The sequence below is a fragment of the Vagococcus salmoninarum genome (assembly GCF_003987495.1).
GTDB classification, from domain to species: Bacteria; Bacillota; Bacilli; order Lactobacillales; family Vagococcaceae; genus Vagococcus_D; species Vagococcus_D salmoninarum.
On sequence record NZ_NGJU01000004.1, the window covers coordinates 24,211 to 47,104 of the forward strand.

At 38.4% G+C, this 22,894-nt stretch carries 22 protein-coding genes; 11 read left to right on the forward strand and 11 right to left on the reverse strand.

The features are described from left to right. The first annotated feature begins 421 nt into the window (after window positions 1-421). Window positions 422-1,723, forward strand: a complete 1,302-nt coding sequence (locus CBF35_RS03485; RefSeq protein ID WP_126778600.1) for an NCS2 family permease — start codon at window positions 422-424, stop codon at window positions 1,721-1,723. A gap of 41 nt (window positions 1,724-1,764) precedes the next feature. Here the strand turns inward: CBF35_RS03485 and CBF35_RS03490 are convergent, their stop codons facing one another. Both CBF35_RS03490 and CBF35_RS03495 read right to left on the reverse strand, forming a co-directional pair. Next, window positions 1,765-3,198, reverse strand: a complete 1,434-nt coding sequence (locus tag CBF35_RS03490) for a 6-phospho-beta-glucosidase (protein ID WP_126778601.1) — start codon at window positions 3,196-3,198, stop codon at window positions 1,765-1,767. A gap of 4 nt (window positions 3,199-3,202) precedes the next feature. Further along, complete coding sequence (locus tag CBF35_RS03495) at window positions 3,203-4,564, reverse strand: PTS sugar transporter subunit IIC (RefSeq protein WP_126778602.1); 1,362 nt, start codon at window positions 4,562-4,564, stop codon at window positions 3,203-3,205. 131 nt (window positions 4,565-4,695) lie between these two features. Here CBF35_RS03495 and CBF35_RS03500 point away from each other — a divergent pair, with 131 nt between their 5' ends. Beyond that, window positions 4,696-5,586: a LysR family transcriptional regulator gene (locus CBF35_RS03500; protein WP_126778603.1), complete on the forward strand. Its 891-nt coding sequence runs from the start codon at window positions 4,696-4,698 to the stop codon at window positions 5,584-5,586. A gap of 95 nt (window positions 5,587-5,681) precedes the next feature. Here CBF35_RS03500 and CBF35_RS03505 read toward each other — a convergent pair whose 3' ends face one another. Continuing rightward, window positions 5,682-6,254 carry a TetR family transcriptional regulator gene (locus tag CBF35_RS03505; RefSeq protein WP_126778604.1) on the reverse strand — a complete coding sequence of 191 codons (573 nt, stop codon included), beginning with the start codon at window positions 6,252-6,254 and terminating at the stop codon, window positions 5,682-5,684. 52 nt (window positions 6,255-6,306) lie between these two features. Beyond that, entirely contained in the window at window positions 6,307-6,978 is a 672-nt protein-coding gene (gene yeiL, locus CBF35_RS03510; RefSeq protein ID WP_342352312.1) for a transcriptional regulator YeiL, read from the reverse strand. A 54-nt stretch (window positions 6,979-7,032) separates the two neighbouring features. On the opposite strand from yeiL, the gene CBF35_RS03515 reads away from it, so the two are divergent. Beyond that, window positions 7,033-7,662 (forward strand): DUF6198 family protein, encoded by a 630-nt coding sequence (locus CBF35_RS03515; protein ID WP_126778606.1) that lies wholly within the window; start codon window positions 7,033-7,035, stop codon window positions 7,660-7,662. Window positions 7,663-7,832: 170 nt separating this feature from the next. On the opposite strand, the gene lacD is transcribed toward CBF35_RS03515, so the two are convergent. The 4 genes from lacD to pfkB are packed head-to-tail and all read right to left on the reverse strand — an operon-like array spanning window position 7,833 to window position 11,618. Then, on the reverse strand, window positions 7,833-8,807 hold the full coding sequence (gene lacD / locus CBF35_RS03520) for a tagatose-bisphosphate aldolase (RefSeq protein ID WP_126778607.1): 975 nt from the start codon (window positions 8,805-8,807) through the stop codon (window positions 7,833-7,835). A 2-nt stretch (window positions 8,808-8,809) separates the two neighbouring features. Next, entirely contained in the window at window positions 8,810-9,262 is a 453-nt protein-coding gene (locus CBF35_RS03525; protein ID WP_126778608.1) for a PTS sugar transporter subunit IIA, read from the reverse strand. A 13-nt stretch (window positions 9,263-9,275) separates the two neighbouring features. After that, window positions 9,276-10,679 (reverse strand): PTS fructose transporter subunit IIC, encoded by a 1,404-nt coding sequence (locus CBF35_RS03530; RefSeq protein WP_126778609.1) that lies wholly within the window; start codon window positions 10,677-10,679, stop codon window positions 9,276-9,278. Window positions 10,680-10,697: 18 nt separating this feature from the next. Next, window positions 10,698-11,618 (reverse strand): 1-phosphofructokinase, encoded by a 921-nt coding sequence (gene pfkB, locus CBF35_RS03535; RefSeq protein WP_126778610.1) that lies wholly within the window; start codon window positions 11,616-11,618, stop codon window positions 10,698-10,700. A 124-nt stretch (window positions 11,619-11,742) separates the two neighbouring features. Between pfkB and CBF35_RS03540 the strand changes: the two genes are divergently transcribed. Together CBF35_RS03540 and CBF35_RS03545 are read left to right on the forward strand one after the other, a co-directional pair. Next, the gene (locus CBF35_RS03540) at window positions 11,743-12,504 is read left to right on the forward strand and encodes a MurR/RpiR family transcriptional regulator (protein WP_126778611.1); all 762 of its coding nucleotides are present in this window, start codon (window positions 11,743-11,745) and stop codon (window positions 12,502-12,504) included. A gap of 8 nt (window positions 12,505-12,512) precedes the next feature. Next, a complete protein-coding gene (locus CBF35_RS03545; protein ID WP_126778612.1) occupies window positions 12,513-13,202 on the forward strand; it encodes a thermonuclease family protein in 690 nt (229 codons plus the stop codon). Window positions 13,203-13,223: 21 nt separating this feature from the next. On the opposite strand, the gene CBF35_RS03550 is transcribed toward CBF35_RS03545, so the two are convergent. Both CBF35_RS03550 and CBF35_RS03555 read right to left on the reverse strand, forming a co-directional pair. Continuing rightward, window positions 13,224-14,099 carry a class II fructose-bisphosphate aldolase gene (locus tag CBF35_RS03550; RefSeq protein WP_126778613.1) on the reverse strand — a complete coding sequence of 292 codons (876 nt, stop codon included), beginning with the start codon at window positions 14,097-14,099 and terminating at the stop codon, window positions 13,224-13,226. After that, window positions 14,093-15,163 carry a zinc-dependent alcohol dehydrogenase gene (locus CBF35_RS03555; RefSeq protein WP_170174702.1) on the reverse strand — a complete coding sequence of 357 codons (1,071 nt, stop codon included), beginning with the start codon at window positions 15,161-15,163 and terminating at the stop codon, window positions 14,093-14,095. Before CBF35_RS03555 ends, CBF35_RS03550 begins: the two co-directional genes overlap by 7 nt. A 171-nt stretch (window positions 15,164-15,334) precedes the next feature. Here CBF35_RS03555 and CBF35_RS03560 point away from each other — a divergent pair, with 171 nt between their 5' ends. Beyond that, window positions 15,335-16,090 carry a DeoR/GlpR family DNA-binding transcription regulator gene (locus CBF35_RS03560; protein WP_126778614.1) on the forward strand — a complete coding sequence of 252 codons (756 nt, stop codon included), beginning with the start codon at window positions 15,335-15,337 and terminating at the stop codon, window positions 16,088-16,090. Between the two features lie 47 nt (window positions 16,091-16,137). On the opposite strand, the gene CBF35_RS03565 is transcribed toward CBF35_RS03560, so the two are convergent. Then, window positions 16,138-17,220, reverse strand: coding sequence for an alcohol dehydrogenase catalytic domain-containing protein (locus tag CBF35_RS03565; protein ID WP_126778615.1), 1,083 nt, complete (start codon window positions 17,218-17,220; stop codon window positions 16,138-16,140). A 183-nt stretch (window positions 17,221-17,403) separates the two neighbouring features. On the opposite strand from CBF35_RS03565, the gene CBF35_RS03570 reads away from it, so the two are divergent. The 5 genes from CBF35_RS03570 (at window position 17,404) to CBF35_RS03590 (ending at window position 22,870) form a co-directional block, all read left to right on the forward strand. Continuing rightward, the gene (locus CBF35_RS03570) at window positions 17,404-20,010 is read left to right on the forward strand and encodes a sigma-54-dependent transcriptional regulator (protein ID WP_126778616.1); all 2,607 of its coding nucleotides are present in this window, start codon (window positions 17,404-17,406) and stop codon (window positions 20,008-20,010) included. A 241-nt stretch (window positions 20,011-20,251) separates the two neighbouring features. Beyond that, window positions 20,252-20,671, forward strand: a complete 420-nt coding sequence (locus CBF35_RS03575; RefSeq protein ID WP_126778617.1) for a PTS sugar transporter subunit IIA — start codon at window positions 20,252-20,254, stop codon at window positions 20,669-20,671. A gap of 70 nt (window positions 20,672-20,741) precedes the next feature. Then, window positions 20,742-21,215, forward strand: a complete 474-nt coding sequence (locus CBF35_RS03580) for a PTS sugar transporter subunit IIB (protein ID WP_126778618.1) — start codon at window positions 20,742-20,744, stop codon at window positions 21,213-21,215. 24 nt (window positions 21,216-21,239) lie between these two features. Next, window positions 21,240-22,001: a PTS mannose/fructose/sorbose/N-acetylgalactosamine transporter subunit IIC gene (locus tag CBF35_RS03585; protein WP_126778619.1), complete on the forward strand. Its 762-nt coding sequence runs from the start codon at window positions 21,240-21,242 to the stop codon at window positions 21,999-22,001. Next, window positions 22,001-22,870 (forward strand): PTS system mannose/fructose/sorbose family transporter subunit IID, encoded by an 870-nt coding sequence (locus tag CBF35_RS03590; RefSeq protein ID WP_126778620.1) that lies wholly within the window; start codon window positions 22,001-22,003, stop codon window positions 22,868-22,870. Before CBF35_RS03585 ends, CBF35_RS03590 begins: the two co-directional genes overlap by 1 nt. Window positions 22,871-22,894: the final 24 nt, after the last annotated feature.

Sequence of the window (22,894 nt, forward strand, 5' to 3'; positions counted from 1 at the left end):
CAAAGAAGGTGTGACAAAAGTCGTTTAAATACAAGTAATTGGAAATAAATCCGAACAATCAGTTCTTTTGATTGTGGCCTTTAATTCTTAGTGCTTTAGCACTTAGAGATTAATGAGAGCGAAACAGAGTGTAGTCGGATTTATTGAAATTATCGTGCCTTCAACGCTTAGCGCTTTAGCGTTTAGCAGTTGTTGAGAGCGAAGCTATTTGACTTTTGGAACCCGTCTATCAAATAGCTTTCGTCAAAAAAGGGCGCCGATGACTTATGTCACGGCCCCTTTTCGTTCGGAAATGAAAGGCTTTCTTAAACAAAAACCGCTCTTTTCCTTCTATTTGATTGCTTATGCCTTTGATATTTGATAGGATGTCAGAGGTATGTTTGTAGACTTACTAATTATAGCTATTATAAAGGAGATTATTATGAATCGTTTTTTTAAATTAACTGAAAACGGCACGACGATTAAAACAGAAATCGCTGCCGGCTTTACGACTTTCTTAACAATGTCATATATTATCATTGTCAATCCAGCGATTTTAACAGCTGCTGGGATTCCTGCTAACCAAGTCTTTATGGCAACCATTATTTCAGCCGTCATCGCTTCAACTTGGATGGGCTTAGTTGCTAACTATCCGATTGCGATCGCCCCTGGCTTAGGACTTAACGCTTACTTTGTTTCTGTCGTAGCTACTGGAGTTGACTACAAGACCGCTTTTTCTTCTGTCTTTATTGCCGGGGTCATCTTCTTACTTCTATCATTAACAACTTTTCGGGAGAAATTAATTTTAGCGATTCCGGAATCATTAAAATCAGCGATTTCAGCTGGGATTGGTTTGTTTATCGCTTTTGTCGGCTTACGTCTCTCAAGTGTTATTGTGGCTGATCCAGTTAACTTAGTTAAACTAGGTGACCTTCATAGTCCAGGTGTTTTATTAGCCCTCTTTGGTTTAATTTTAACCGTTGTTCTGTTATTACTAAACGTTCCAGGAGCCATCTTTGTAGGCATGATTATTATTGCCTTACTGGCAGTGATTACGGGTCAAATTAAATTTGATGGCTTTATGAGTCTTCCAAGTTTCGGTGATCAATTAATGATTACTAACCCACTCAAACCCTTTAAAGACATCGTTGACCATAGTTTATACGGCGCAGTCTTGTCATTCCTCTTAATTACAATTTTCGACACTACCGGCACGATGATTGGTGTCGCCAAACGAGCTGGCCTAATGAAAGATGGTAATTTACCACGAGCGAAACAAGCCTTATTCGCTGATGCTTTAGGAACAACTGTTGGTGCCGTCTTTGGAACTAGCCCAACTACAGCATACATCGAATCAGGAACTGGCGTTGCTGTTGGTGGACGAACTGGTTTAACGACAATTACTGTTGCTGTCTTATTTTTCTTATCAAGCTTCTTTTATCCGGTTGTCAGTGTCTTAGCAAGTGCCCCAGCCGTTACCGCTCCGGCTTTAATCATCGTCGGCAGTATGATGATTGGTGAAGCTGCTAACATTAATTGGGAAGATTTATCAGAGGGCTTTCCAGCTTTTCTAGTCATTATCACCATGCCTTTAACTAGTAGTATTGCCACTGGTTTAGCACTTGGTTTTATGACTTATCCCATTACTAAATTTATTAAAGGGCAATCAAAAGAAGTTCACCCTTTAATTTACGTCTTTGCTGTCTTATTCTTTATTCAATTATTCCTCTTAGGAGGACATTAACAAAAAGAGTTGCTTCTTAAAAAACGAAGCAACTCTCTTTTTTAGTCTAAATTATTACCGTTAGTGGCAATGACCCTTTGATACCAGTCAAAGGACTTTTTCTTAATCCGTTTAAATGTCCCCCTTCCCCCATTATCACGATCCACATAGATCAAGCCATAACGTTTCGACATTTCACCAGTACTAGCACTAACTAAGTCAATACAGCCCCAGGCAGTGTAACCTAAACAGTCAACTCCGTCAGCGATTGCTTCGGCAACAGCTTGCAAGTGAGCCTTTAAATAGGCAATTCGGTAATCGTCTTGAATTGTGCCATCTGCTTCAATCCGATCAACGGCACCGAGACCATTTTCAACAATAAATAAGGGCTTATCATAACGGTCGTAAAGATCATTCATTGTAATTCGTAAACCTAGCGGGTCAATTTGCCAGCCCCACTCTGATCGTTCTAAATGAGGATTCCGGAGACTTTTAAAGACATTATTAGCACTCACTTCTTTATCACTTAACTCACTACTCGTCAATCGTGAAGAATAGTAACTAAAGGCGATATAATCAACTGTATTTTCAGCTAACATCTTTTCGTCTTCAGCATCAACTACAAGTTCAATCTGATTCTCTTTGAAAAAACGTTTGGCGTAATTCGGATACTTCCCTTTAGCTTGAACGTCAATTAATAAATAATTTCCTCGATTCGCTTCAATTGCCGCCCAGATGTCAGTTGGGTCACAAGAGTAGGGGTAAGTTGTAGCGCCAGCTAACATACAGCCAATCTGAAACTCAGGATTAATTTCCCGAGCTAGTTTGATTGCTTGAGCTGAGGCTACTAACTGATGGTGGGCACTTTGATAAATAACTTGTGTTGGATTGACTTCTTCTGAAACATCGAGACTTCCACCAAATAGTGGGAGGTGAAGAATCATATTGATTTCATTAAAAGTAATCCAATACTTGACTTGCTGTTGATAACGCTTGAAAAGGACGTGACAATAATTCAAATAACAAGAAATGAGACGGCGATCTTTCCAACCGCCATATTCTTTTAATAAGCCAAGAGGCGTGTCAAAATGATTAATCGTGACGATAGGCTCAATTTGATATTTTTGCAATTCCGCAAAGACATTATCATAAAAGCGTAAGCCTTCCACATTCGGTTCTTTCTCATCGCCATTTGGGAAAATCCGTGACCAACTAATGGACAAGCGGAAGGTCTTAAAACCAAGTTCTGCCATCAGAGCAATGTCTTCTTTATAACGATAGTAAAAATCAATCCCTTGATGACTGGGGTAATAAGCGTATTTTTCTTCAAGGGCTTTTAATGGCTGGGCTAATGCTAGCTTTCGACCATGAGTGCTTTCTGGTAAGATATCAACTGGTGATAGCCCTTTGCCGCCAACATCATATGCCCCCTCACTTTGATTGGCCGCCATTGCGCCACCCCATAAAAAACCTTTTGGAAATTTTTCCTCTGTCATCCCATTACTTCCCTTCTTCTGCCAGCTGTTCTAAGGCGATTGCTTTCTGATCTAATAGTCGGACAAATGGTAAATAAATGATTCCTCCTAAAATAATAATTAAGACTTGAAACAAGGCTACCCGCCAACCACCACTTGCTGTTGAAATAAAACCTGACATAATGATTGGTGTTCCTAAAGGCACGATTGTTGTCAGCCTTGGTAGAATTTCCATGACTGTTAGTCCATAAGCTAACACAGCCATTACTATTGGTGATAAAATAAACGGCACAATTAACAGAGGATTTAAGACAATCGGTAACCCGAAAATTAACGGTTCATTAATACCACAAATATTAGCCACAACTGCAAGTTTGCCAATTGTTTTATACTGCTTACTCTTTGCCCAAAAGACCATATATAAACATAAACCTAAGGTCACACCTGAGCCCCCAGCAATGACATAGACTTGCCAAAAAGAGCGATTTAAAATATTAGGTAACTCGTAAACACTCACTCCCCTATTTAATGCTTCGATATTAGCATTATTAAGAGATGTCCATAAAGGATAAAAAATTGGTAAAATAATTGCTGACATTCCATGAATACCAAGACTCCATAAAAATTGAGCGGCAAAGGCTGCAAAAATAAAGGACCAAATGTTATTACCTAAAAAGTTTTCCATCGGTGACTGAATCAAATGGTAAATCCCCGTTTGAATACCGGAAACTTGGGCAACTGGTACTAAAGCCACACACCGATCAATCAAGATAAAGAAAATAATTGAAGCAAAACCTGGCATTAAACCAGCAAAGGATTTTGAAATAGTCGGTGGCACTGAGTCAGGCATTTTAATCATCAAGTTCTTTGCCAACAAACTATCATAAATTTTCGCTGAAATTAAACCGACAAAAATTGCCACAAACAAGCCTTTTGCTCCTAACCATTCTAAGGGTAAGAAATTACCACCACTTATTTCCAGGCCCTCCGGTACACTCAAGCCATTGTCAGTGACAAAGGTCTGAATTGCTACTCCTAAGTTACCAAAAGGGGTGACTGCTAAAAATGAAAACAACGCAATCATGCCTGCTACTCCTTGATCACGATTTAGTCGCTTAGCTAAAGCATAGGCGATAAAAAAAACAGCATAAACTGCTAACATATCATTGGTTACTAAATTGGGAATTCCGAGAAGCCCTTTAAGACCAGTTGCGCTAATCATTTCTTGATACCAAGGAAGTGCTAAATTGTTTAATAATGAAAAAATCGAGCCAATAATCAAAACTGGCATCAACATCATAAAGCCATCACTAACAGATCCTAAATACTTATTTTGAGAAAGTTTCATCGCTTTAGGCATGACTTTCTCTTCAATAAACGTCATCATTTTTTTTCCTCCTTAATCTTGTAACTAACATTGCTTACTCATTAATAGTAACCCCTTACATTGTTTTTTGACTAATAGTTATGTACTATATCAAGTATAGTCAGTGACTATACTTGGATGGAGGAACCCTTATGGAACTTAGATTACTAAAGTACTTTGTGACACTTTGCGAGGAGAAGAACTATGTTCGTGCGGCCAAACGCTTATTTATTACTCAACCGACCTTAAGTCAGCAAATGAAGCTTTTAGAAGAAAATTGTCAAGTCAAGTTATTTCAAAAACATAATAAGCAGCTGACCTTAACAAAAGCTGGTGAGCTCCTTTATTTCGAAGCCCAAAACATTCTCAAACATGTCAATGCTGTTAGCGTGGCCTTGCAAGATCTAAGTCACTCTCAAGCCAATAAAATTACGTTATATAGTTCTGGTTGTCACTTTTTCACTGAAGTTCTGTATCAATTTTCCCGACAATACCCTACTGTTTCCGTTAAGATGGATGAAAGTAGTAGTCGCAACGTCGTCAAACATATCCTTGATGCTCGGGCTAGTTTTGGCGCAGCCTATTCATCACTAATTGAACCTAATGACTCTATCTCTATGGAAACCTTATTCGAAGATCAATTTGTCGTCGTAGTTAATAAAGTTCATCCTTGGAGTAACAAAGAACATATTTCTTTAAAAGAAGTCCTAGAACAAACGCTAGTCTTAGCCAAACCTGGTATCGCTGTCCGAAACATGCTAGATCGCTTTGCCACAGAACATAACTTGTTAGTCACACCCCAATATGAATTTCCTAATTTTGTTCCTTGTCTTGATTCAGTTCAACGTAATATTGGTATTTCGTTATTACCTCTCAGTTTTTTAAAATTTCGTTCTTTAGATTCGATTCACATTCTTAAAATAAGCGACCCCTTACCTGTTGCTGCCATTGCTTTAATTTATCGAAAAGACCATGCTTTTAGTGACATGGAACTAGCTTTTATTGAAAAAACAAAGACTACTCTAAAACAAGTGATTATTTAAGACAGAAAAAAACTAGGTCAGAGGGATGCTTAATAGCCATCTTTCTCTGTCCTAGTTTTTTATTTAAGTTCACTTCTTTTGAATAATTAGTTTAGTTATTCTTCACTCTTATCTTGTAAAAATAGTTCCACTTGGAATCGTAAATATTGTTCCCGATGTCTTTTATCTCCCATATTAATACCACTATAGGCTCTAAAATCCGCAGCTCTTAGGAACAACAATTCTGTAAAGCTAGTAATTTGTAAAGCAATCATTCGACTGTATTGAACTGGAATGCGATGTTGATAAAATTCTTCAATAATTTCCAGTATTTCCATTGGCACTTCTAAAGGTTTCGCTAATAACTTATAAGGGACACTTAGCTCTAAAAACTTCTGGAAAGCCACTGAAATATCACAGTAATAATTTAACACCCGGTACAAACGTTCCCGAGGTTCTAGCTGATTATCAATCACTGAAGCTAAAGGTTTCACTTTTTCTTCTATTACAGCTGCAATCGCTTGGTTAACTAGTTCATCTTTACTCTTAAAAAAGTAGTTAATCATTGCTAAATTTGCATCAGCTTCTTTGGCAATTTGCCTAGCTGTTACTTTATTTGGGAACTCCGCTGCTAGTAATAAATTAATTGCTGCACTAAGTAACCGCCCCTTAGTATCTTGCTCATCCATAGTTTCTGCCACCTCTCACAAACGTGTTTAATTATTGTTTAATTACAGTTTATCATGAATGGATGGCTTTTGCGATATCTTCAAGCTTTTTTTTATTTAAAATGCGATAAAATGTTCCTTCTTTCACGATTAACTCTTGCTGACGGAGTTCTTGAAACGTATGGAGAAGGTGGCGATAACTAACGTTTAAATACTCGGCAACTTCAGTGTGTTTCTCCCGATAAAGTCCTTGGTTTTCTGCAAATAAAACAAAAGCCCCTAAACGATTAATTAAAGGATAATTCAAACTTTCCGTTAAGCGCTCGGTTCGAAGAAGTAACTTCTTCCCTAAATACTGATTCAGTCCTAAGAGAAACGAATTACTTGTTAAAAGTTGTGCTTTTGCTATGGCTACAGGGACTACTAAACACGTACAGTTTGTTTGAGCAATCACATCTTTTGTTCGCTCTTCGATGCCTAATAAGCTTAACTCACCAACTAGCTCGCCAGTGCTAAGGAACTGGATTAGCGACTGTTTGCCATCTTCATGGAGTAAATAAATTTTAGCTTTACCAGCTAGTAAAAAAAATAATTTATCTGTTCCTTGATTAAACTTGATTAACCTTTCACCAACTTGATAAGTCTTGATTTCTCCAATGTCTTGCAAGCTCCTGCCAAATTGTTCTTCCAGTAAGGTGATTGCTAGCAGATGTTTTTCCATTTTATCACTCCTAATGTGAGATATCTCATATAATTATCTTAGGAAAGCTGATAAATTACAAGTGAAAGGAATGATTACATGTTAAAAAAAGAGTTTGCTTTAGCTAGCTCCTTCGCTTTTTATTTATTAACCGCCTTTGGCATTAGCTTAACTATTTCCGCTGGAGTAGGCGTTAGTAGTTTTAATTCTTTAAATTTAAGCTTAGCTTATTTGAGCCACTTAAAAATTGGTACAGTGACTATTTTAGTCAATGGCAGTTTTCTTTTCGCATACATCTGCCTAACTAACTTTAAATTGAAAGGGACTTATCTCCGCCAATTAATTGCCCTCCTAGCCTTTGGACAAGTCATTAATTTTTTCTCTTATCAAATCTTAGGCAATTTTACCCTGAACAGTTACCCGTTAAAACTCAGTATATTTATTTTAGGCTTAGCTTTAGCAGGCTTTGGAACAGGGATGGTTCTTAATTTACACGTTTTAACTTTCCCAATCGAAGGAGTTTGTCTCATCTTAGCTGAAAAAACAGCCTTCACATTTAAACAACTTCGCTATAGTATTGATCTTTTTTCAGTCGCTTTCTCCCTCTTAGTAACTTTAATGACTTCTGCCCCCTTAGTTGTTCGGGAAGGAACCTTTCTGAGCTTGTTTTTACTTTCCTTTTTCATCAGTCAGACGAAACTTTCCTTTGATCAAAAAAAGGCACCGTGACAGTAGTCGACGCCCCCTTGATTTTGACGAACGTTATTTGACTAACGGGTTCCAAAAGTCAAATACTACGATAATTTCAACAAATCCGTACAATCAAAAGAACTGATTGTTCGGATTTATTTCCAATTACTTGTATTTAAACGACTGTTGTCACACCTCCTTTAGTCGATTTAACTAAACCAGGAGCTAGCTGTTTCAGCTAAGACTTGATTCAGACTTTCCATGTTTTGGCGCCCTGTTGTTTGGAGCCAGTGACGAGTGGCTGCTTCCCCGTCTTTCACAAAGATTTCAACAGCAGCGGCCCAAGTTGCCCGACCACAAAGGACACCGTTAAAGGTTGAGCCCCCAGCTTTAGCAAATCGTAAGGTTGCTTGAAACAACGCCGCCGATACGCCAGCACTTAAAAAAATAAAAGGTAAATTAGTGGCTGCGCTTTGGGCTTTGAATAAGGCACTGGCCTCTGCCTGAGTATGAATGACTGGACCTTTAGCAAAGCCTTCAACGAAAGCCATATTAACTGGCACTTCGACTTTCAAGACATCCACATTGTAACGGTCTTTAGAAAATTCTTCCATCATTGCTAGCACTTTGGCAGGTTTTTTCATTGCGAATTCTTGACTGTTGTTATCGCTGATATGCTGATCGTAAGATAATAATTCTAAGTAAAAAGGCATCTCTTCACTACGACATTCCGAACCAATTCTTTCAACGAAAGCTTGTTTGACTTGGTTGATTGCTTCATCTTCTTCAAAATCATAATAAAGTAAAAACTTCACTGCCTCAGCCCCAGCTTCTTTGATTCTTTTAGCTGACATTTCCGGAATCAAGTCTGGCAAACGACCTGGCACAGTCGTGTCATAACCAGTTTGTTCGTAAGCTAATAATAAACCAGTCGTTTCTTCTCGTTTTTCAGCTCCTAATCCCCCATACTCAGGATCAAGTAAAATCGCTGAGGCGAAAGGCGTTAATTCTTCTGAGACTAAGCCTTTAAAAGTTTCAATCATTTGCGGATCAAGTTCGGTGACACCGGCTTGAGCCATCATTTTTTTCATTGCGCCTCGTTGATCAATCGCCAAAGCGGAGATGATGCCTTCTTTCGTTGATAATTGCTGCATTTTTTTTAATTTTTCTGCTGTCAGTGTCATTTTTACGCTCCTAAGTTTGAATTTATAATCTGGTGAATTTCCTTAGCTGTAGTGGCTAATTTCAAGGCCTCTTTAATCGGTTCTTGCATTAACATCCGGGCAACTTTTGATAAGAGCTTTATGTGAGTCGTGCCAGCTTCTCCTGCTGGAATTAATAAGGCGACAACAAAAGTAATTGCTTGGCCATCAAGGGACTGCCACTCAATCCCTTCTTTCAGACTAATAATGATTATCCCTGGTCTGTTAATAGCTGAACTTTTACCATGTGGGATTGCAAAACCATCCATCATTCCCGTCGTGCCTTCTTGCTCCCGAGCTTTTAAACTAGCGATTACTTCCATCGGTTGAGTTGCGATGTTTGCTGCGACAGCGATAGCGGCGATTTCCGTAAATACTTCTGCTTGGTTGGCGTAAGTAGCGGCGACTTTAATTTGTTCTTCTCTTAAAATGTCCATTTTCAACCCTCTTTTAAGCTAATTCGCTATTATTTTTTTCGAATTTCCGTTTTTGTAAGAGCCCTAGTAAGACTCCACCAACTAGCGAGCCAATGAGAATCGCGCTCACCCAAGCAAGTTTGCCTGTGACAACTGGTAGTACTAAGAAACCACCGTGGGGCGCTGGGACTTGCACTCGCATTAAATAAGTTAAGATTGCTGAAATTGATGAACCAATCATCATAATTGGCAAGACTCGCAAAGGGTCTTTAGCAGCAAAAGGAATGGCCCCTTCGGTAATATGAGTTGAGCCTAAAATAATGTTAACAAAACCTGCATTGCGATCCGTTTCATCGAAATATTTACCGAATAAAGCGACAGCGATACCAGTAATTAATGGTGGGGCAATACAAGCGGCTGACACTCCTGCCATAAAGTAATGATTGCCTTGGGCTAATAAGGCGGTTCCAGTCACATAAGCAGCTTTATTCACAGGTCCGCCCATGTCGAAAGCACACATACAACCTACTAGTAAGCCTAAGATAATCGGATTAGAGTCTTGGAAGCCTGTTAAAAAACTCATCATCCCTTCGTTAATGGCATTCATCGGAATAACTAAGAAATACATGCCTAAACCAGTAATAAAGACCCCTAAAACCGGGTATAAGAAAATTGCTTTTAAACCATCTAAGGCTTTTGGTAGTTTCTTTAATAAGTGACTAAGTAAGACAATCACATAGCCCCCTAGGAAACCTGAAACAATTCCCCCTAAGAAACCGGCACCACCATTTAAGGCAATCATCCCACCAACAAAACCAACGACTAAACCTGGTCGTTTGGCAATACTTTCACCAATATAGGCTGACAAAATCGGAACCATTGCCCCCATTGCTAACCCACCAATTTCCATTAACATGGCGGCAAATTGATTGTATTGTTCATTAGCAGGATCAGCAGAATAAATCCCCCATAAGAAACTCATGGCAATTAAGACTCCGCCACCGACGACAAAAGGTAACATATGGGATACGCCGTTCATTAAATCTTTGTAAATTTTGCGACCGATGTTTAAGTCATTACGACTAACCTCATTACTATTGCCAGTTTGAGCAGCGCCTGATACCTTGCCTTTACCGGCTAAAGCATCAGCGATTAATTGCTCGGCCTCACGAATGCCTTTCGAAACCGAGACATCAATGACCCGTTTCCCAGCAAAACGCTCAGGGTGGACATCTTTATCTGCAGCAATAATCACAACTTCCGCCTCAGCAATCTCTTGACTACTTAATTGATTTTCAATCCCGACTTGACCATGAGTTTCAACTTTAATTGTGACACCGGCTTTTTTAGCGGCTTGTTCTAAAGCTTCTTGTGCCATATACGTATGGGCAATCCCAGTTGGACAACCTGTAGCTGCAATAATTTGATACTTCGTCATGTTTTCTCCCTCTTTCTTTTAAATCTGGGTAATCCTGATTTCTTCTGATAAAGTTAAGACATCTGAAAAATCCGTTAAGCCTTCAGTGAACGCCGTGGAACTGGCAGCTGCAATACTAAATTTTAAACAATTCTGCAAGTCTTCCCCTTTTGTTAATAAACCAAGAAACGTCCCTAATAAAGTGTCGCCTGCACAGGCGGAATTAACGAGTTGACCTCTAGGAGCATTCCCTTGTAATGATAGTTCTTCTGAAAAGTAACAAGCTCCTCGCTCCCCTAAAGACACAATCACATGTTTCGCACCTAAGGAAACTAGTTTTTGTCCGTAAAAATGAATCTCTTTTTCAGTCAAGTCTGTTTTGCCAAACAGAGCAGCCAGTTCCTCTTCGTTAGGCTTCAGGCAAAAAGGACGATACTTTAATAGCTCTAACAAAATTGGTGAACTCGTATCGATCGCTAATGGAACCTTCCGTTCATAAGTTAATTCCGCTAACCTTAGTAAATCATGATCGCTAATGCCTTTCGGGTTACTTCCTGAGACACACAGCAGGTCCCCAGCTGTTAACTGACTGATTTTACCTAGTAACTCAGTAAAAGCGACTTTCGGAATAGTTGGCCCTTGGTTGACTAGTTTGTACTCTTGCTTTTGATCTTCGACTTTCGTAAAGACATTAATCCGCGTTGCTTCAGTGACGTCTACAAAATCTGTGCTAATACCTTTTTCCACGAGGGATTTTTTGATAAATTCTCCCGTGAAGCCTCCAGTAAACCCAATTGCTTGATTGTCGATTCCTAACATTTTTAAAACAAAAGAAACATTTACCCCTTTGCCATTAGGCTGAATATCATCTTCTAGTGTTCGGTTGACAACTTTAGGTAAAAAGGAGTTCGTTCTTACAAATAAATCAATTGCTGGATTCATTGTGCAGGTCACGATCATCTTCTTCACTCTTTCTTTTAGTTAATTATTCTGTTCTATGTTAGAATTATGTCATAAAAAAGAATGTAAAGGTTTTCTGTTTCACTATAATTACTTGAAAACATTTACAAGAAAGGTCTTTAAGATGAAAACTAAGCTAGCCAAACAAAAAAAGTTAAGTCATACGGAACAATTTTTACTTGATTACATTCATAAAAACATTGATAAGATTCCCGAAATGTCGATTGTCAAATTAAGTGAAGACAGTAATGTTTCAACAGCAACTGTCGTTCGGACAATGAAAAAAATGGGTTACGATGGCTTCACAGCGTTCAAACATCATTTAAAAGATCAAGAAGCTAACAATCCTAAATTCGCAATTATGGAGCAAGTCGATCAAGAAATTAAACAAGCGATTTTAAAAAATCAACAAGAAGTTACTCGTACTATTGATATGTTAAACAGTGCCACCATTGAAGATGCCATTCAAAAAATTAAAGCGGCTCAGCGAGTTTGTATTTTCGCCCGAGGCTTTTCTGAATTAATTGCCAAAGAAATGATGGTTAAACTACAACTGTTAAATAAGTATTGTGAAATGCATGACGATCCTAATATTATTCGTCACATGAGCCAAACTTTGTCAAAAGATGATTTAATTATCTTTGTCTCTTTAAATAGTGAAACACCGGAGTTAGTTGAGGCTGCTGAAAACTGTCGCAAAGATGATATTACTAGTATTACTATCACTGCTAATCAAGGGGGGCCTTTAGCCCAGCTGTCAGATTTAGTTTTTGTGGGATTTAAGTCGCCAATTTCGTATTTTCCTGACTACGAAGTCCGTTCTCGTCTGCCACTACAAGTTATCAGCCGGGTCTTATTAGACGCCTATGCTGTTAGAAATACTTAGGGCTCCAGATGAAAAGGACAGCTGGCTGGATCTGTGTTTTAGTTATTATTTTATTTATTCTTTTAATGGAAACGCCCCTCTTTGATCAGTTTCCAGCAATCTTAAGCCTTCGTGAAAAAATCACCGCCTTGATTCCAACTGAAGCCGACCCCGAGCCAGTCCTAGAACCGTTAATTTCAAATCAAGGAGAAATCACTCACTTTACTGGTCAGAATTTCCAAGACTTGCCGCAGTTAACTTTATTTAAAGTGGCTACAGTCTACGTGATTGATGGGGATACGATTATTTTTAACTTAAACGGTCATGAAGTCAGAAGTCGTTTATTAGGAATCGACACGCCTGAATCTAAAATTCCCGACCAGGAGGTTCAACCATTCGCTTTAGAAGCAACGGCCTTTGTAGAGAAATTTTTAGCCTCTTCTTCTGAGGTTTATTTAGCCTTAGAAACTGGTCCGCCTTTGGATAAGTATGAGCGGCTCCTGGTTTATGTTTTTAACCAAGAGAAAGTTCTCTTACAAAGTGAGCTGTTACGACAAGGCTTTGCTCGTTCCCTAGATTATTGGCAACAGCCCCTCATCTATCGTGATTTTTTTCAAGAACTTGAGGCCACTGCTAAAAAAACAGAATTAAATATTTGGGGGTTGCCTGATTTTGTGACTGATGAAGGGTTTAATCCGATTCAAACAAAAAAACGCTAAATTATTAGCGTTTTTTGTTTACTATAAATTATTAAAAATCTTCAAAGCTGCTTTAATGTTTACCTTCATACTTTCGTAAGCAATTAGTGATAATTCATCAAAAAAGATTAGTTCTGCTTGTTGACGATTCCTAATGACCTCAGCTATTCCTTGACCACCGGCTTTATTCATATAAGTGTAATAGTTTATTTTACGAATTCCTTTAGCAATCGCTGCTCGGTAATTTTCTGCTGAAACCCCTGAGCCGCCATGCATGACAAATGGGAGGTCAATTTGCTCTTTAATAGCGGTAATCCGTTCTAAATCTAAGACTGGTTTGGTCAAGTACATGCCATGGACTGTCCCAAAAGCAATTGCTAGACAATCAATTCCTGTTCCTTCCACAAATTCCTTTGCTAGTGAGGGGTCAGTGTACATATTTTCAGGCTGTAACTCTACTAGACTACGATCTGTTCGCCCTTCGCCACCACCAATTTCTGAAGTATAAATACTACCTAGCTCTGCTTCCACTGATACTCCAACAGCATGAGCAATTTTGACGATTTCTTTCATTTCTGCCAGGTTGACTGCAAATGGTTTATCAGAAGCGTCATACATAACTGAAGTAAAACCTAAGCGAATGGCTTCCACACACTTCTCAAAGCTAGCCCCATGATCTAAGTGAACAGCAACTGGAACACTGGCTTCTTTCGCCATGGCAATCATCAGTGGGCCAATTTCTTTAAGGGCAATCAGATTTTCATGAACTTCGGCATGTTGAATAATTACCGGGACATTTAATTCTTCCGCACTATGAATGACTGCTCGTAAAGTGTCGTAATTTGGCACGTTGAAGGCGCCGACTGCTATCTCTTTTTTAGTTCCTTGGGCTAATAGTTCTTTTAAAGTTACTAACATGATACGTCCCCCTCTTTCTTTTGATAATCAATCACTACTCGATACTTATCCCCTTGAATAGCCGACTCTAAACCGGCCTTTATGTCTTCAAAGCCATAGACAGCACTGATTAAAGGTTTCATATCAATAATTCCCTCACTAATCATTTTAGCGGAGCGCATAAAATCACGACTATTTGAATTAGCTGTCCCTTGAATTTGAGTGGCGGTTTTATGTAAAGTGTCGGGACTAAAAGCCACTGGTGAGTCAGGATAAAAGGAAGAGTATAAAACTAGCTTGCCGTTATTTGCTAGCAAATCTAAACTTTGACTGACGATTTCAGCAATCGGAGTCGTATCAAAAACAATTTGCGCCCCAATATTGCGAGTTAATTCTTGAACGGCGATTTCAAGATTTTCTACTAAAGGGTTAATGGTGTGTTGGGCCCCTAATGCTTGGGCTTTAACTAAACGCTCCGGTTGCGGATCACTCGCAATAACCAAGGCCCCGCTTTTAACAGCTAATTGAATATGGAGCAGCCCCATAATGCCACAACCAATTACGACGACGGTGTCACCATAAGCAATCCCGGCTGTTTCAGAGCTATGAATCACACAAGATAAGGGTTCTGCTAAAGCTGCTTCTTGAGGTGTGACGTGCCAATAAGGAAATAAATGCCTTGGCTCAACTAAAATATATTCTGAGAACCCTCCCATTCCCGGGTAAGGCAGCCCTGGCAATTGTTTACTATGGTCAAAATTATAACAATTTTGCTCATCACCACTTTTACATTGGTAACAATCGCCACAAGCTAAATTAGTTCCATAAACTACTTTAGCGCCAACTTTCCAAATTAAAGAATTGACCTCACTACCAAGAGCGACAATTTCCCCAGCAATTTCATGCCCACCAATAAAGGGAAAACTGACTTCTTTAACACCGGTATAAACCCGTTGTTCCCATGTGCAAACAGCACATGCTTCAACTTTTATTAAAATCGTTGAAGCAGTTACTTTTGGTAAATAGGCTTCTTCAATTTCAAGAGATTTAACATCATTAAATACAGCGACTTTCATTTTATTCATACATTTTCCTTCTCTCTTTTTTATTAGCTCTAGCATAAATCAATCAATTACAGTCAACAAGGTCTGGCGATAAAGATGACTAACAATCATCTTCAATCACATTAACCAACATCAACAATCACTTTTGATCATTCTGTGATATGATAAAGAAAAATCTTAAGGAGGCTCTCGATGTTACCGGAAGAACGACGGATTCAAATTTTAAACTTACTTAAAAAAAATCACTTTTTATCAACTAAGGAACTTAGCCAGCAGCTGTATAGTAGCCCAGCTACCATTAGACGAGATTTAAGTGTGCTAGCTCAAAATGGCCAAATTAGCCGTACTCGTGGTGGAGCAATGTATTTAGGTGAGCAACGTTATGAGTTACCCTTTTTATATCGTGAAAGGAATAACGAAAACCTTAAAGAGTACATCTCTGAACTAGCTTTAGCTCACATTCAAGAAGGCCAAAGTTTGTTTTTAGATTCTAGTAGTACGGTTTTTAAACTAGCAAAAAAATTAAATCAATTCGATAATCTAAAAATTTTGACTAATGGTAATTTAACTTCTTATATTTTAGGGATTCAAACGAATCATGACATTTATACAGTCGGTGGTCGGGTCAGAAATAAAGAATCTTCAATCACTGGTGTCATGGCCTGTGATAGCATTCGCTCTTTTTCTGCGGATGTAGCAATCGTCTCTTGTCGTGGCTTTAGTAGTCAAGGTGGTTCAGATGCTACTGAAGAAGAAGCCCAAGTCAAACAAGCTTTTTTTAAGCAAGCCAAAAAAATTATTTTATTAGCTGACAGTAGTAAAATCGATAGTGATTATTTTTATTTAAGTATTCCCTTTGATAAAATTGATATGTTGATAACCGATCAACCTTTACCCGATCACATCAACCTTTTAGTCGCAGAACACAACGTGGAAGTCATCTATTAAACACAGAAAAGCAAGCAAAAAGAAGACTCTTTTCGCTTGCTTTTTTATTATGACCATTTAAAATCTAAAATAGTTTTATGCCAGTCCCGCTTTTCAACGACTTGATCCATGGCTTTTTTAAAGCTCTGCTCATCAGTCACTACGTTCCACTCTTGCGGTAAGATTTCCCCTAAAGCTTCCCGATAATCAGGATTTTCAAAGGCTTTAATAACCGCTTCAAAGTCTGAAGTTGAAGAACGACTACTGCCATACAACCGTAAGCCTTTTTCTAGTATGTCCCGAGTATTAATCGGCACTCGCTCTTCACTGACTCCCATAATGACTAGATCCCCACAAGGTGCGAAAATATCAATGGCTTGGTTCAGGGCACTTTCACTAAAACGACCACCAGTACATTCTAAGACAACGTCATACTTTTCAGGATTATTAGTAAAATCATAAGTTTGCACCATTTCTTGACGGGCAAAAGTAAATTTACTTAGCTTTTCAGGGTCTGCTCCGAAAACAGTAAATCGCTCAGCTTCAGCTCCGTATAAATAACGAATCATTGCTGCTGTTAAGTAACCAACAGGGCCATCACCAAATAAGGCAACTTTCGTTTTAGGGTCCCGTAAGCGTTCTTCAATATGACTAACGCCATGATAAGAGACTGTACAAAGTTCTGCTAAAACAGCAATTTCGTCAGGAATCTCATCAGGAATTTTGACTAAACACTGGGCAGGCTGAACTAAACGACTTTGGGCGATGCCATCGTAGCCGCTCCCTAAAAATTGGTTACCTTGAGTATAATTGACAGGAATCTTTTTTTCGTTTGGGTATTTTTCTGGATCTAAGACTTCACCTGGGATGTTCGGAACTATCACGACCCGATCCCCTTTGACAAACCTTTCAGATCGACTTGAGACAACGACACCTATCCCCTCATGCAATAAAGCCATTGGTAATTTTTTCTTCATCGCTTCTGGCCTCCGACTACCAGTATAATACCTCAAATCCGCATGACAAACACTGGCAATATTCGGTTCAACTACGACCCAGCCAGGTTTGACCTCTCTCTCGATTATTTCTGAAACAACTTCACCTGCCGCAACTAAGCGATAAGTTTTCGAGCTAACTTGTTCATTTTTCATAAAGCAATCCTCCGTTTTCTATTTACCAGAGATTGCTCATATCTACTCACCACAGATATTAGCAAAGGAAAAAAAAATAGTCAAGATAAATTTTTTCGTTTTTTTCCTCAATGTTGATTATCGACTTTCAGTTAATTTGTGCTATGATAATAAACAAACTCATTGAAAGGGGTTACAAATATCATGTCAAGCACTCGAAAAACTGCCGTTTATCAAGCCTTATTAGATTTATCGGCAAGCCTCACTCTTGCTAGCGACGACCACATCTACGGCTGGTCAGCAGATTTTTTAGCTGAACAATCTGGCTTTTCTCGCAGCAATGTCAGTCGTGAATTAAATGTTCTTCACAAAGAGCAGAAAATTATAAAGATCAATGGCCGTCCAGTTTATTTTATTAGTGCCGAAAAAAATTTACTTGAAAAGCCGATTGATAAATTTTTTTTTAATAATCAAAAAGAATTTTATCACTATTTTTGTCTTGAGTCTGAAAATCAATCAGCAACCTTAGCTAACAACCAGCCAGTTAGTGATCCAGCTACTTCAAAAAAACAAAATAAGATGACTGAATCTTTTGCTAATTTAATTGGTTTTGATAAAAGTATGACTTACCAAGTCCAACAAGCAATCGCGGCTATTCTTTACCCGCCTAAAGGTCTCGACACTTTACTGATTGGAGAAACTGGGGTTGGTAAAACGACTTTTGCTAATACTATGTATCAGTTTGCTTTAGAATCCCAGAAATTTAAACCTTCTGCCCCTTATATTATCTTCAACTGTGCTGATTATGCTGGCAATCCACAACTCTTACTTTCCCACCTTTTTGGTCATGTCCAAGGGGCTTTTACTGGTGCAACCTCTGACCGCCAAGGGATTGTTGCCCAAGCCGACAAAGGCATCTTGTTCTTAGACGAAGTCCATCGCTTACCACCAGAAGGTCAGGAAATGCTCTTCTCTTTAATTGATCGTGGAGAATACCGCCGACTTGGGGAATCCCATCAAGTTCATCACGCCGATGTATTAATTATTTCAGCTACAACAGAGCAAGTCGATGTCTCAATTTTACAAACTTTTTTAAGACGTATTCCTAATATTATTTCAATTCCACCATTACGGGAACGTTCCCTTGAGGAGCGAATGGAATTGATTATACTTAATTTTGAACAAGAAGCTAAAAAAATTAATCGTCCAATTCATGTTTCTAACGAGGTTATGAAGTATTTTCTCGTTTATGATTGTAAAAATAATATTGGTCAGCTTTGCAATGATGTCCAATTAATCTGCGCCAGTGCTTTTGTCGAAATGTTAACCAAAGGGACGGAAACCGTAAATGTGAAACTGTCCCAACTACCAAGCCAATACGTTGATTACTTTGATGTTTTTGATGAAAAACGTGCCCTACTATCCCATGAATTTTATTGGTCAAATAAAACCGGCTTTGTTTTTCATCCTACAAATAAAAGTAAACGTTTAGAAAACTTCTTTGTTGATAAAACCTTAGAACAAAATTTTTACGCAAAAATCGAAGAGACTTCTAAACAATATTTTAAACAAGGACTCGAACTTGAAGAAGTGACCCATTTAGTTGATAAAGAGCTGATAAACTATTTCTCACAAAAAAATCAATTTAAATATGCTGAGAACCTTCACGAAGAACCTATTTATAAACTCATCACAAAAGAAGACTACTCATTCATTAACTCCTTGCTGCTGTCAGTTTTAGCAGAGTATGGCATTAATGTTCAAGAGAATGCGATTATTGGGATTATTTTACATTTAGTCGCTTTGATTGAACGGATTAATGACAACCAAGCCTTACGAAAACCTAAATCTGAATTAATGATTAATAATCAATCGACTTATTACACAATGGCTAAAAAAATTATTAACTTGTTGGAACAAAAGAAGAACATTAGAATACCTACTTATGAAATCGGCTTTATCGCAGTCTTTCTAGAGTCCCTGACACTAGATACTCATAGTCAACATGTTGGCATATTAGTAATTACCCATGGCCAAGTCGCTAAAGAATTGGCCCATGTTTCAAATATTTTGCTAAAATCCGAGCATGCCCATTATTTGTGTATGCCTTTAGATGAAAAAGTTAGTACCGTCCTCGAACAAGCTAAAACTTTAGTGACTGAAATCAACCAAGGAAAAGGCGTGCTCTTGCTAGTAGATATGGGCTCTTTGACCAGTTTTGGTAGTATCATTGCTAAAGAAACAGGCATTCAAGTTCAATCCCTTAATATGGTCAGTACCTTAACTGTTTTAGAAGCGACTCGTTTATCTTTAATGGCTTCGACAACTTTAGACGGTTTAGTTGAAAGTATGGCCAATATTAGTGACTATCAAATTAAAGAACGCCACGCTGAAGATGACTTTTCCACACCGATCCATAATTACATTGATAATCCTAAGTTAGTCACCCTGATTCAAAATGTCTTAACTTTTATTGATTCGAAGAAGGCTATTGAAAGTTTAACCGAAACCTTTCATCAGATTATCTCTGAGTTAGGAATTGCTGATACAAACGCTCTCTACGTCAAATATATTTTCCATACAACGTGTATGCTTGAGCGGGTCATTCAAAATGAAACCTATTCCTACAAAGACTTAGTAAACAAAATGGCCCATCATCAACAAATCTATCACAGTATTTCCCAAGCATTTAAACAAATTGATAACTTGTGGGGAATTACAATTCCAGATTCAGAACTCGCTTACGTAACCGAAATATTTATTTTTTCAGAACGAAGTATCTTTGAAAAGATTACAGACCCCACTTTGTGAAACGTCCCCAACACTCCCTTGTCTTTAGCTTTCGGCACACTAGCTTGACACACTGGCAATTCAACGACCAACACACTAAAATGACACACTTCTTTCATAAAGAGTGTGTCATTTTAGTTTTTTTCACAGACTTTCGAAAAACCTAAGCCCTTGACTAGTCTAGTCTTTCCTTTAGTAACACACTATTATTTACAAACTTGGCACGGCTCTTGCAATGTATAAAGTCAAAGGTGGTGAAAATATGATCGGTGTTTTAATTGCAACACACGGAAAATTTGCTGAAGGTATTCTCGACAGTGTCGAGTTAATTATGGGGAAACAAGAAAACTGCCAGACTTTAGCACTTTGTCACGGCAATAGTATCGAAGATTTCTCGACTGAGATTTTAGAATCAGTTAAAAAATTAGATCAAGGTGAAGGTGTTATCGTCTTCACAGACCTTTATTCAGCAAGCCCTTATAACCAAACAGCCTTAAATCATAAAAATCTTAGTGATACCGAGTATCGCTTAGTTGCTGGGGTTAACTTACCGATGTTGATTGAAGCCTTTAATCAACGCATGCTTGGTAGTTCCTTAACTGAAACGACTATGCGTTCACTTGAAACCGGTGTTGATGGCATTAAAGAATTTTTCACGGAATTAAATAAACTAAATAACTAGACGACTTACTCATATCTACTCAATATAAGTAATCTTGTCACAAGCTTAAAACTACTAGGAGGAAATTTTAATGGCAAAAATTGTATTAGCTCGAATTGATGATCGCTTAATTCACGGACAGGTTATGACTGCTTGGTTGCAGTATACAGGTGGCAATCATATTATCATTGTTGATGACCAGACAGCTGGCGATGACTTTACAAAAACGATTATTAAGATGGCTGTCCCAATGGGAATTGGTCTAGATATTTTAACCGTAGCTGACGCCCCAGAAGTAATCAATCACCTTTCAAATGATAAAAAAGTCATTATTTTAACTAAAGGTCCTGGGGTTTATGTCTCACTAATTGAAAACGGTGTCAATCTGACTGATGTTATTATCGGTGGCATGGGGGCTAACAAAGAGCGGAAGAAATTTTACAAAAACATTTCTGCTTCCGATGAAGAAAAAGAACAGTTCAAAAAAATCATCGCACATAATGTTGGCTTAAAAGTTCACGTCATTCCTGATGAAAAATCAGTTTCCGTGAACGGGATGTTATAAAATAAATTTTAAAGGAGAATAGCAATGGAGATTAGTTTTATACAAGCAGTACTAATCGGGTTTGTTTACTATCTTGGTATTAATGGAACCCCTTGGATTTCGTTACTTGGCACACACGCTTGGATGCGCCCAATGGTCAATGGAGCCGTTGTCGGACTTATTTTAGGAGACCCAGTAAAAGGAACAATTATCGGGGCAGCAATTAATTTACCTTACTTAGCATTTATTTCAGCTGGGGGAACTGTCGCTATGGACCCGGCTTTGGCAGGTACACTTGGGACAGCCTTAGCAATGGCAGCAAATGTTTCGCCTACTGTAGCAACAACTTTAGCTGTACCAATCGGCTTGCTCGGTACTATTATTTGGGTCTTACATATGACTGTTGATATTACTTTCGTTCATTTAGCTGACAAAGCTGCTGAAGAAGGAAATATTGATCGCATTAACTTTTTACATGTCTGGCCTCCGCAAATATTTTTAATTTTAATTACTGTCGTCCCTGTGGCTCTTGCTAGCTACTACGGTGCCGATGCAGTTAAAGGTGTCATTGACTCCCTAGCTGGGAAACCTCTAGCTGTTTTATCTGCCATTGGTGGCATCTTACCCGCTTTGGGGATCGCCATGAACTTACGTGCAATGAATGGCAAAGGGACTTTAGTCTTCTTCTTCTTCGGTTTCCTATTAACTGTTTATTCTGGCTTACCTATTTTAGCTGTGTCACTTTTCGCTCTCGTAATTGCTTATGTATTTACAGAATTATATCTTAAAGATGGGAGGCAAGCATAATGACTGAGAATACTACTCCAACTGAAACTAACCAAGCAGTTCCTGAAAAAAAATTAAGTAAGTCTGACGTTGTTCGTGCCTTTTGGCGTTGGACATTCTTTTCACATGCAAACTACAACTACGAACGTTTACAAGCAACTGGGGTCGTCCATGCTTTTTCACCAATTTTGAAAAAACTCTACGGCAAAGACTCCGATGAAATGAAAGACGCACTTGAACGTCACATGAACTTCTTCAATACTGAACCATCATTTGGTGGGCCGATTCTTTCCATGACAATTGCCATGGAAGAAGAAAAAGCCAATAGCGCACCTATTGATAGTGGGACCATTAATGGTTTAAAAACTGGTTTAATGGGACCTTTAGCAGGGATCGGAGACACTTTATGGCAAGGAACTTTAATTCCAATCTTACTCTCTTTCACCTTACCTTTTGCTGCTGAAGGAAATATTTTAATGGGGCCTGTCGCCTTCTTCACTTTACATATGGCAATTATGTTAATCATTGCTTATAAATTGTGGATGCAAGGTTACGAGACTGGTAAGGAAGGCATTACGAAAATCTTATCCGGCTCCTTACTGCCGAAAGTCATGACTTTCTCACAAACACTAGGAGCAGTAGTAATTGGCGCTTTAGCTGCTCAATTTGTCTCGATTTCTTCCCCTTTAAAAATCGCTTTAAGTAAAGGTGAGTTTATGTCGATTCAGACTGATGTTTTAGATAAATTAGTCCTTGGGTTCCTACCATTAGTTGTTACGATGTTAACTTTTATTATGTTGAAAAAGAAACTGAAACCAACAACTGTCTTACTTGTTTTAATTGTCGTAGGTGGTCTTTTAGCAGCCTTTGGCATAATCGGTAATATCTAAAACACAAAGGCCTCTTAATTTGGT

What these genes read in the sequence shown, in the direction of transcription:
- CBF35_RS03485 (WP_126778600.1), top strand. Translation starts at nt 422, where the DNA reads ATGAATCGTTTTTTTAAATTAACTGAAAACGGCACGACGATTAAAACA.
- CBF35_RS03490 (WP_126778601.1), bottom strand. Translation starts at nt 3,198, where the DNA reads ATGACAGAGGAAAAATTTCCAAAAGGTTTTTTATGGGGTGGCGCAATG.
- CBF35_RS03495 (WP_126778602.1), bottom strand. Translation starts at nt 4,564, where the DNA reads ATGATGACGTTTATTGAAGAGAAAGTCATGCCTAAAGCGATGAAACTT.
- CBF35_RS03500 (WP_126778603.1), top strand. Translation starts at nt 4,696, where the DNA reads ATGGAACTTAGATTACTAAAGTACTTTGTGACACTTTGCGAGGAGAAG.
- CBF35_RS03505 (WP_126778604.1), bottom strand. Translation starts at nt 6,254, where the DNA reads ATGGATGAGCAAGATACTAAGGGGCGGTTACTTAGTGCAGCAATTAAT.
- CBF35_RS03515 (WP_126778606.1), top strand. Translation starts at nt 7,033, where the DNA reads ATGTTAAAAAAAGAGTTTGCTTTAGCTAGCTCCTTCGCTTTTTATTTA.
- lacD (WP_126778607.1), bottom strand. Translation starts at nt 8,807, where the DNA reads ATGACACTGACAGCAGAAAAATTAAAAAAAATGCAGCAATTATCAACG.
- CBF35_RS03525 (WP_126778608.1), bottom strand. Translation starts at nt 9,262, where the DNA reads ATGGACATTTTAAGAGAAGAACAAATTAAAGTCGCCGCTACTTACGCC.
- CBF35_RS03530 (WP_126778609.1), bottom strand. Translation starts at nt 10,679, where the DNA reads ATGACGAAGTATCAAATTATTGCAGCTACAGGTTGTCCAACTGGGATT.
- pfkB (WP_126778610.1), bottom strand. Translation starts at nt 11,618, where the DNA reads ATGATCGTGACCTGCACAATGAATCCAGCAATTGATTTATTTGTAAGA.
- CBF35_RS03540 (WP_126778611.1), top strand. Translation starts at nt 11,743, where the DNA reads ATGAAAACTAAGCTAGCCAAACAAAAAAAGTTAAGTCATACGGAACAA.
- CBF35_RS03545 (WP_126778612.1), top strand. Translation starts at nt 12,513, where the DNA reads ATGAAAAGGACAGCTGGCTGGATCTGTGTTTTAGTTATTATTTTATTT.
- CBF35_RS03550 (WP_126778613.1), bottom strand. Translation starts at nt 14,099, where the DNA reads ATGTTAGTAACTTTAAAAGAACTATTAGCCCAAGGAACTAAAAAAGAG.
- CBF35_RS03555 (WP_170174702.1), bottom strand. Translation starts at nt 15,163, where the DNA reads ATGAATAAAATGAAAGTCGCTGTATTTAATGATGTTAAATCTCTTGAA.
- CBF35_RS03560 (WP_126778614.1), top strand. Translation starts at nt 15,335, where the DNA reads ATGTTACCGGAAGAACGACGGATTCAAATTTTAAACTTACTTAAAAAA.
- CBF35_RS03565 (WP_126778615.1), bottom strand. Translation starts at nt 17,220, where the DNA reads ATGAAAAATGAACAAGTTAGCTCGAAAACTTATCGCTTAGTTGCGGCA.
- CBF35_RS03570 (WP_126778616.1), top strand. Translation starts at nt 17,404, where the DNA reads ATGTCAAGCACTCGAAAAACTGCCGTTTATCAAGCCTTATTAGATTTA.
- CBF35_RS03575 (WP_126778617.1), top strand. Translation starts at nt 20,252, where the DNA reads ATGATCGGTGTTTTAATTGCAACACACGGAAAATTTGCTGAAGGTATT.
- CBF35_RS03580 (WP_126778618.1), top strand. Translation starts at nt 20,742, where the DNA reads ATGGCAAAAATTGTATTAGCTCGAATTGATGATCGCTTAATTCACGGA.
- CBF35_RS03585 (WP_126778619.1), top strand. Translation starts at nt 21,240, where the DNA reads ATGGAGATTAGTTTTATACAAGCAGTACTAATCGGGTTTGTTTACTAT.
- CBF35_RS03590 (WP_126778620.1), top strand. Translation starts at nt 22,001, where the DNA reads ATGACTGAGAATACTACTCCAACTGAAACTAACCAAGCAGTTCCTGAA.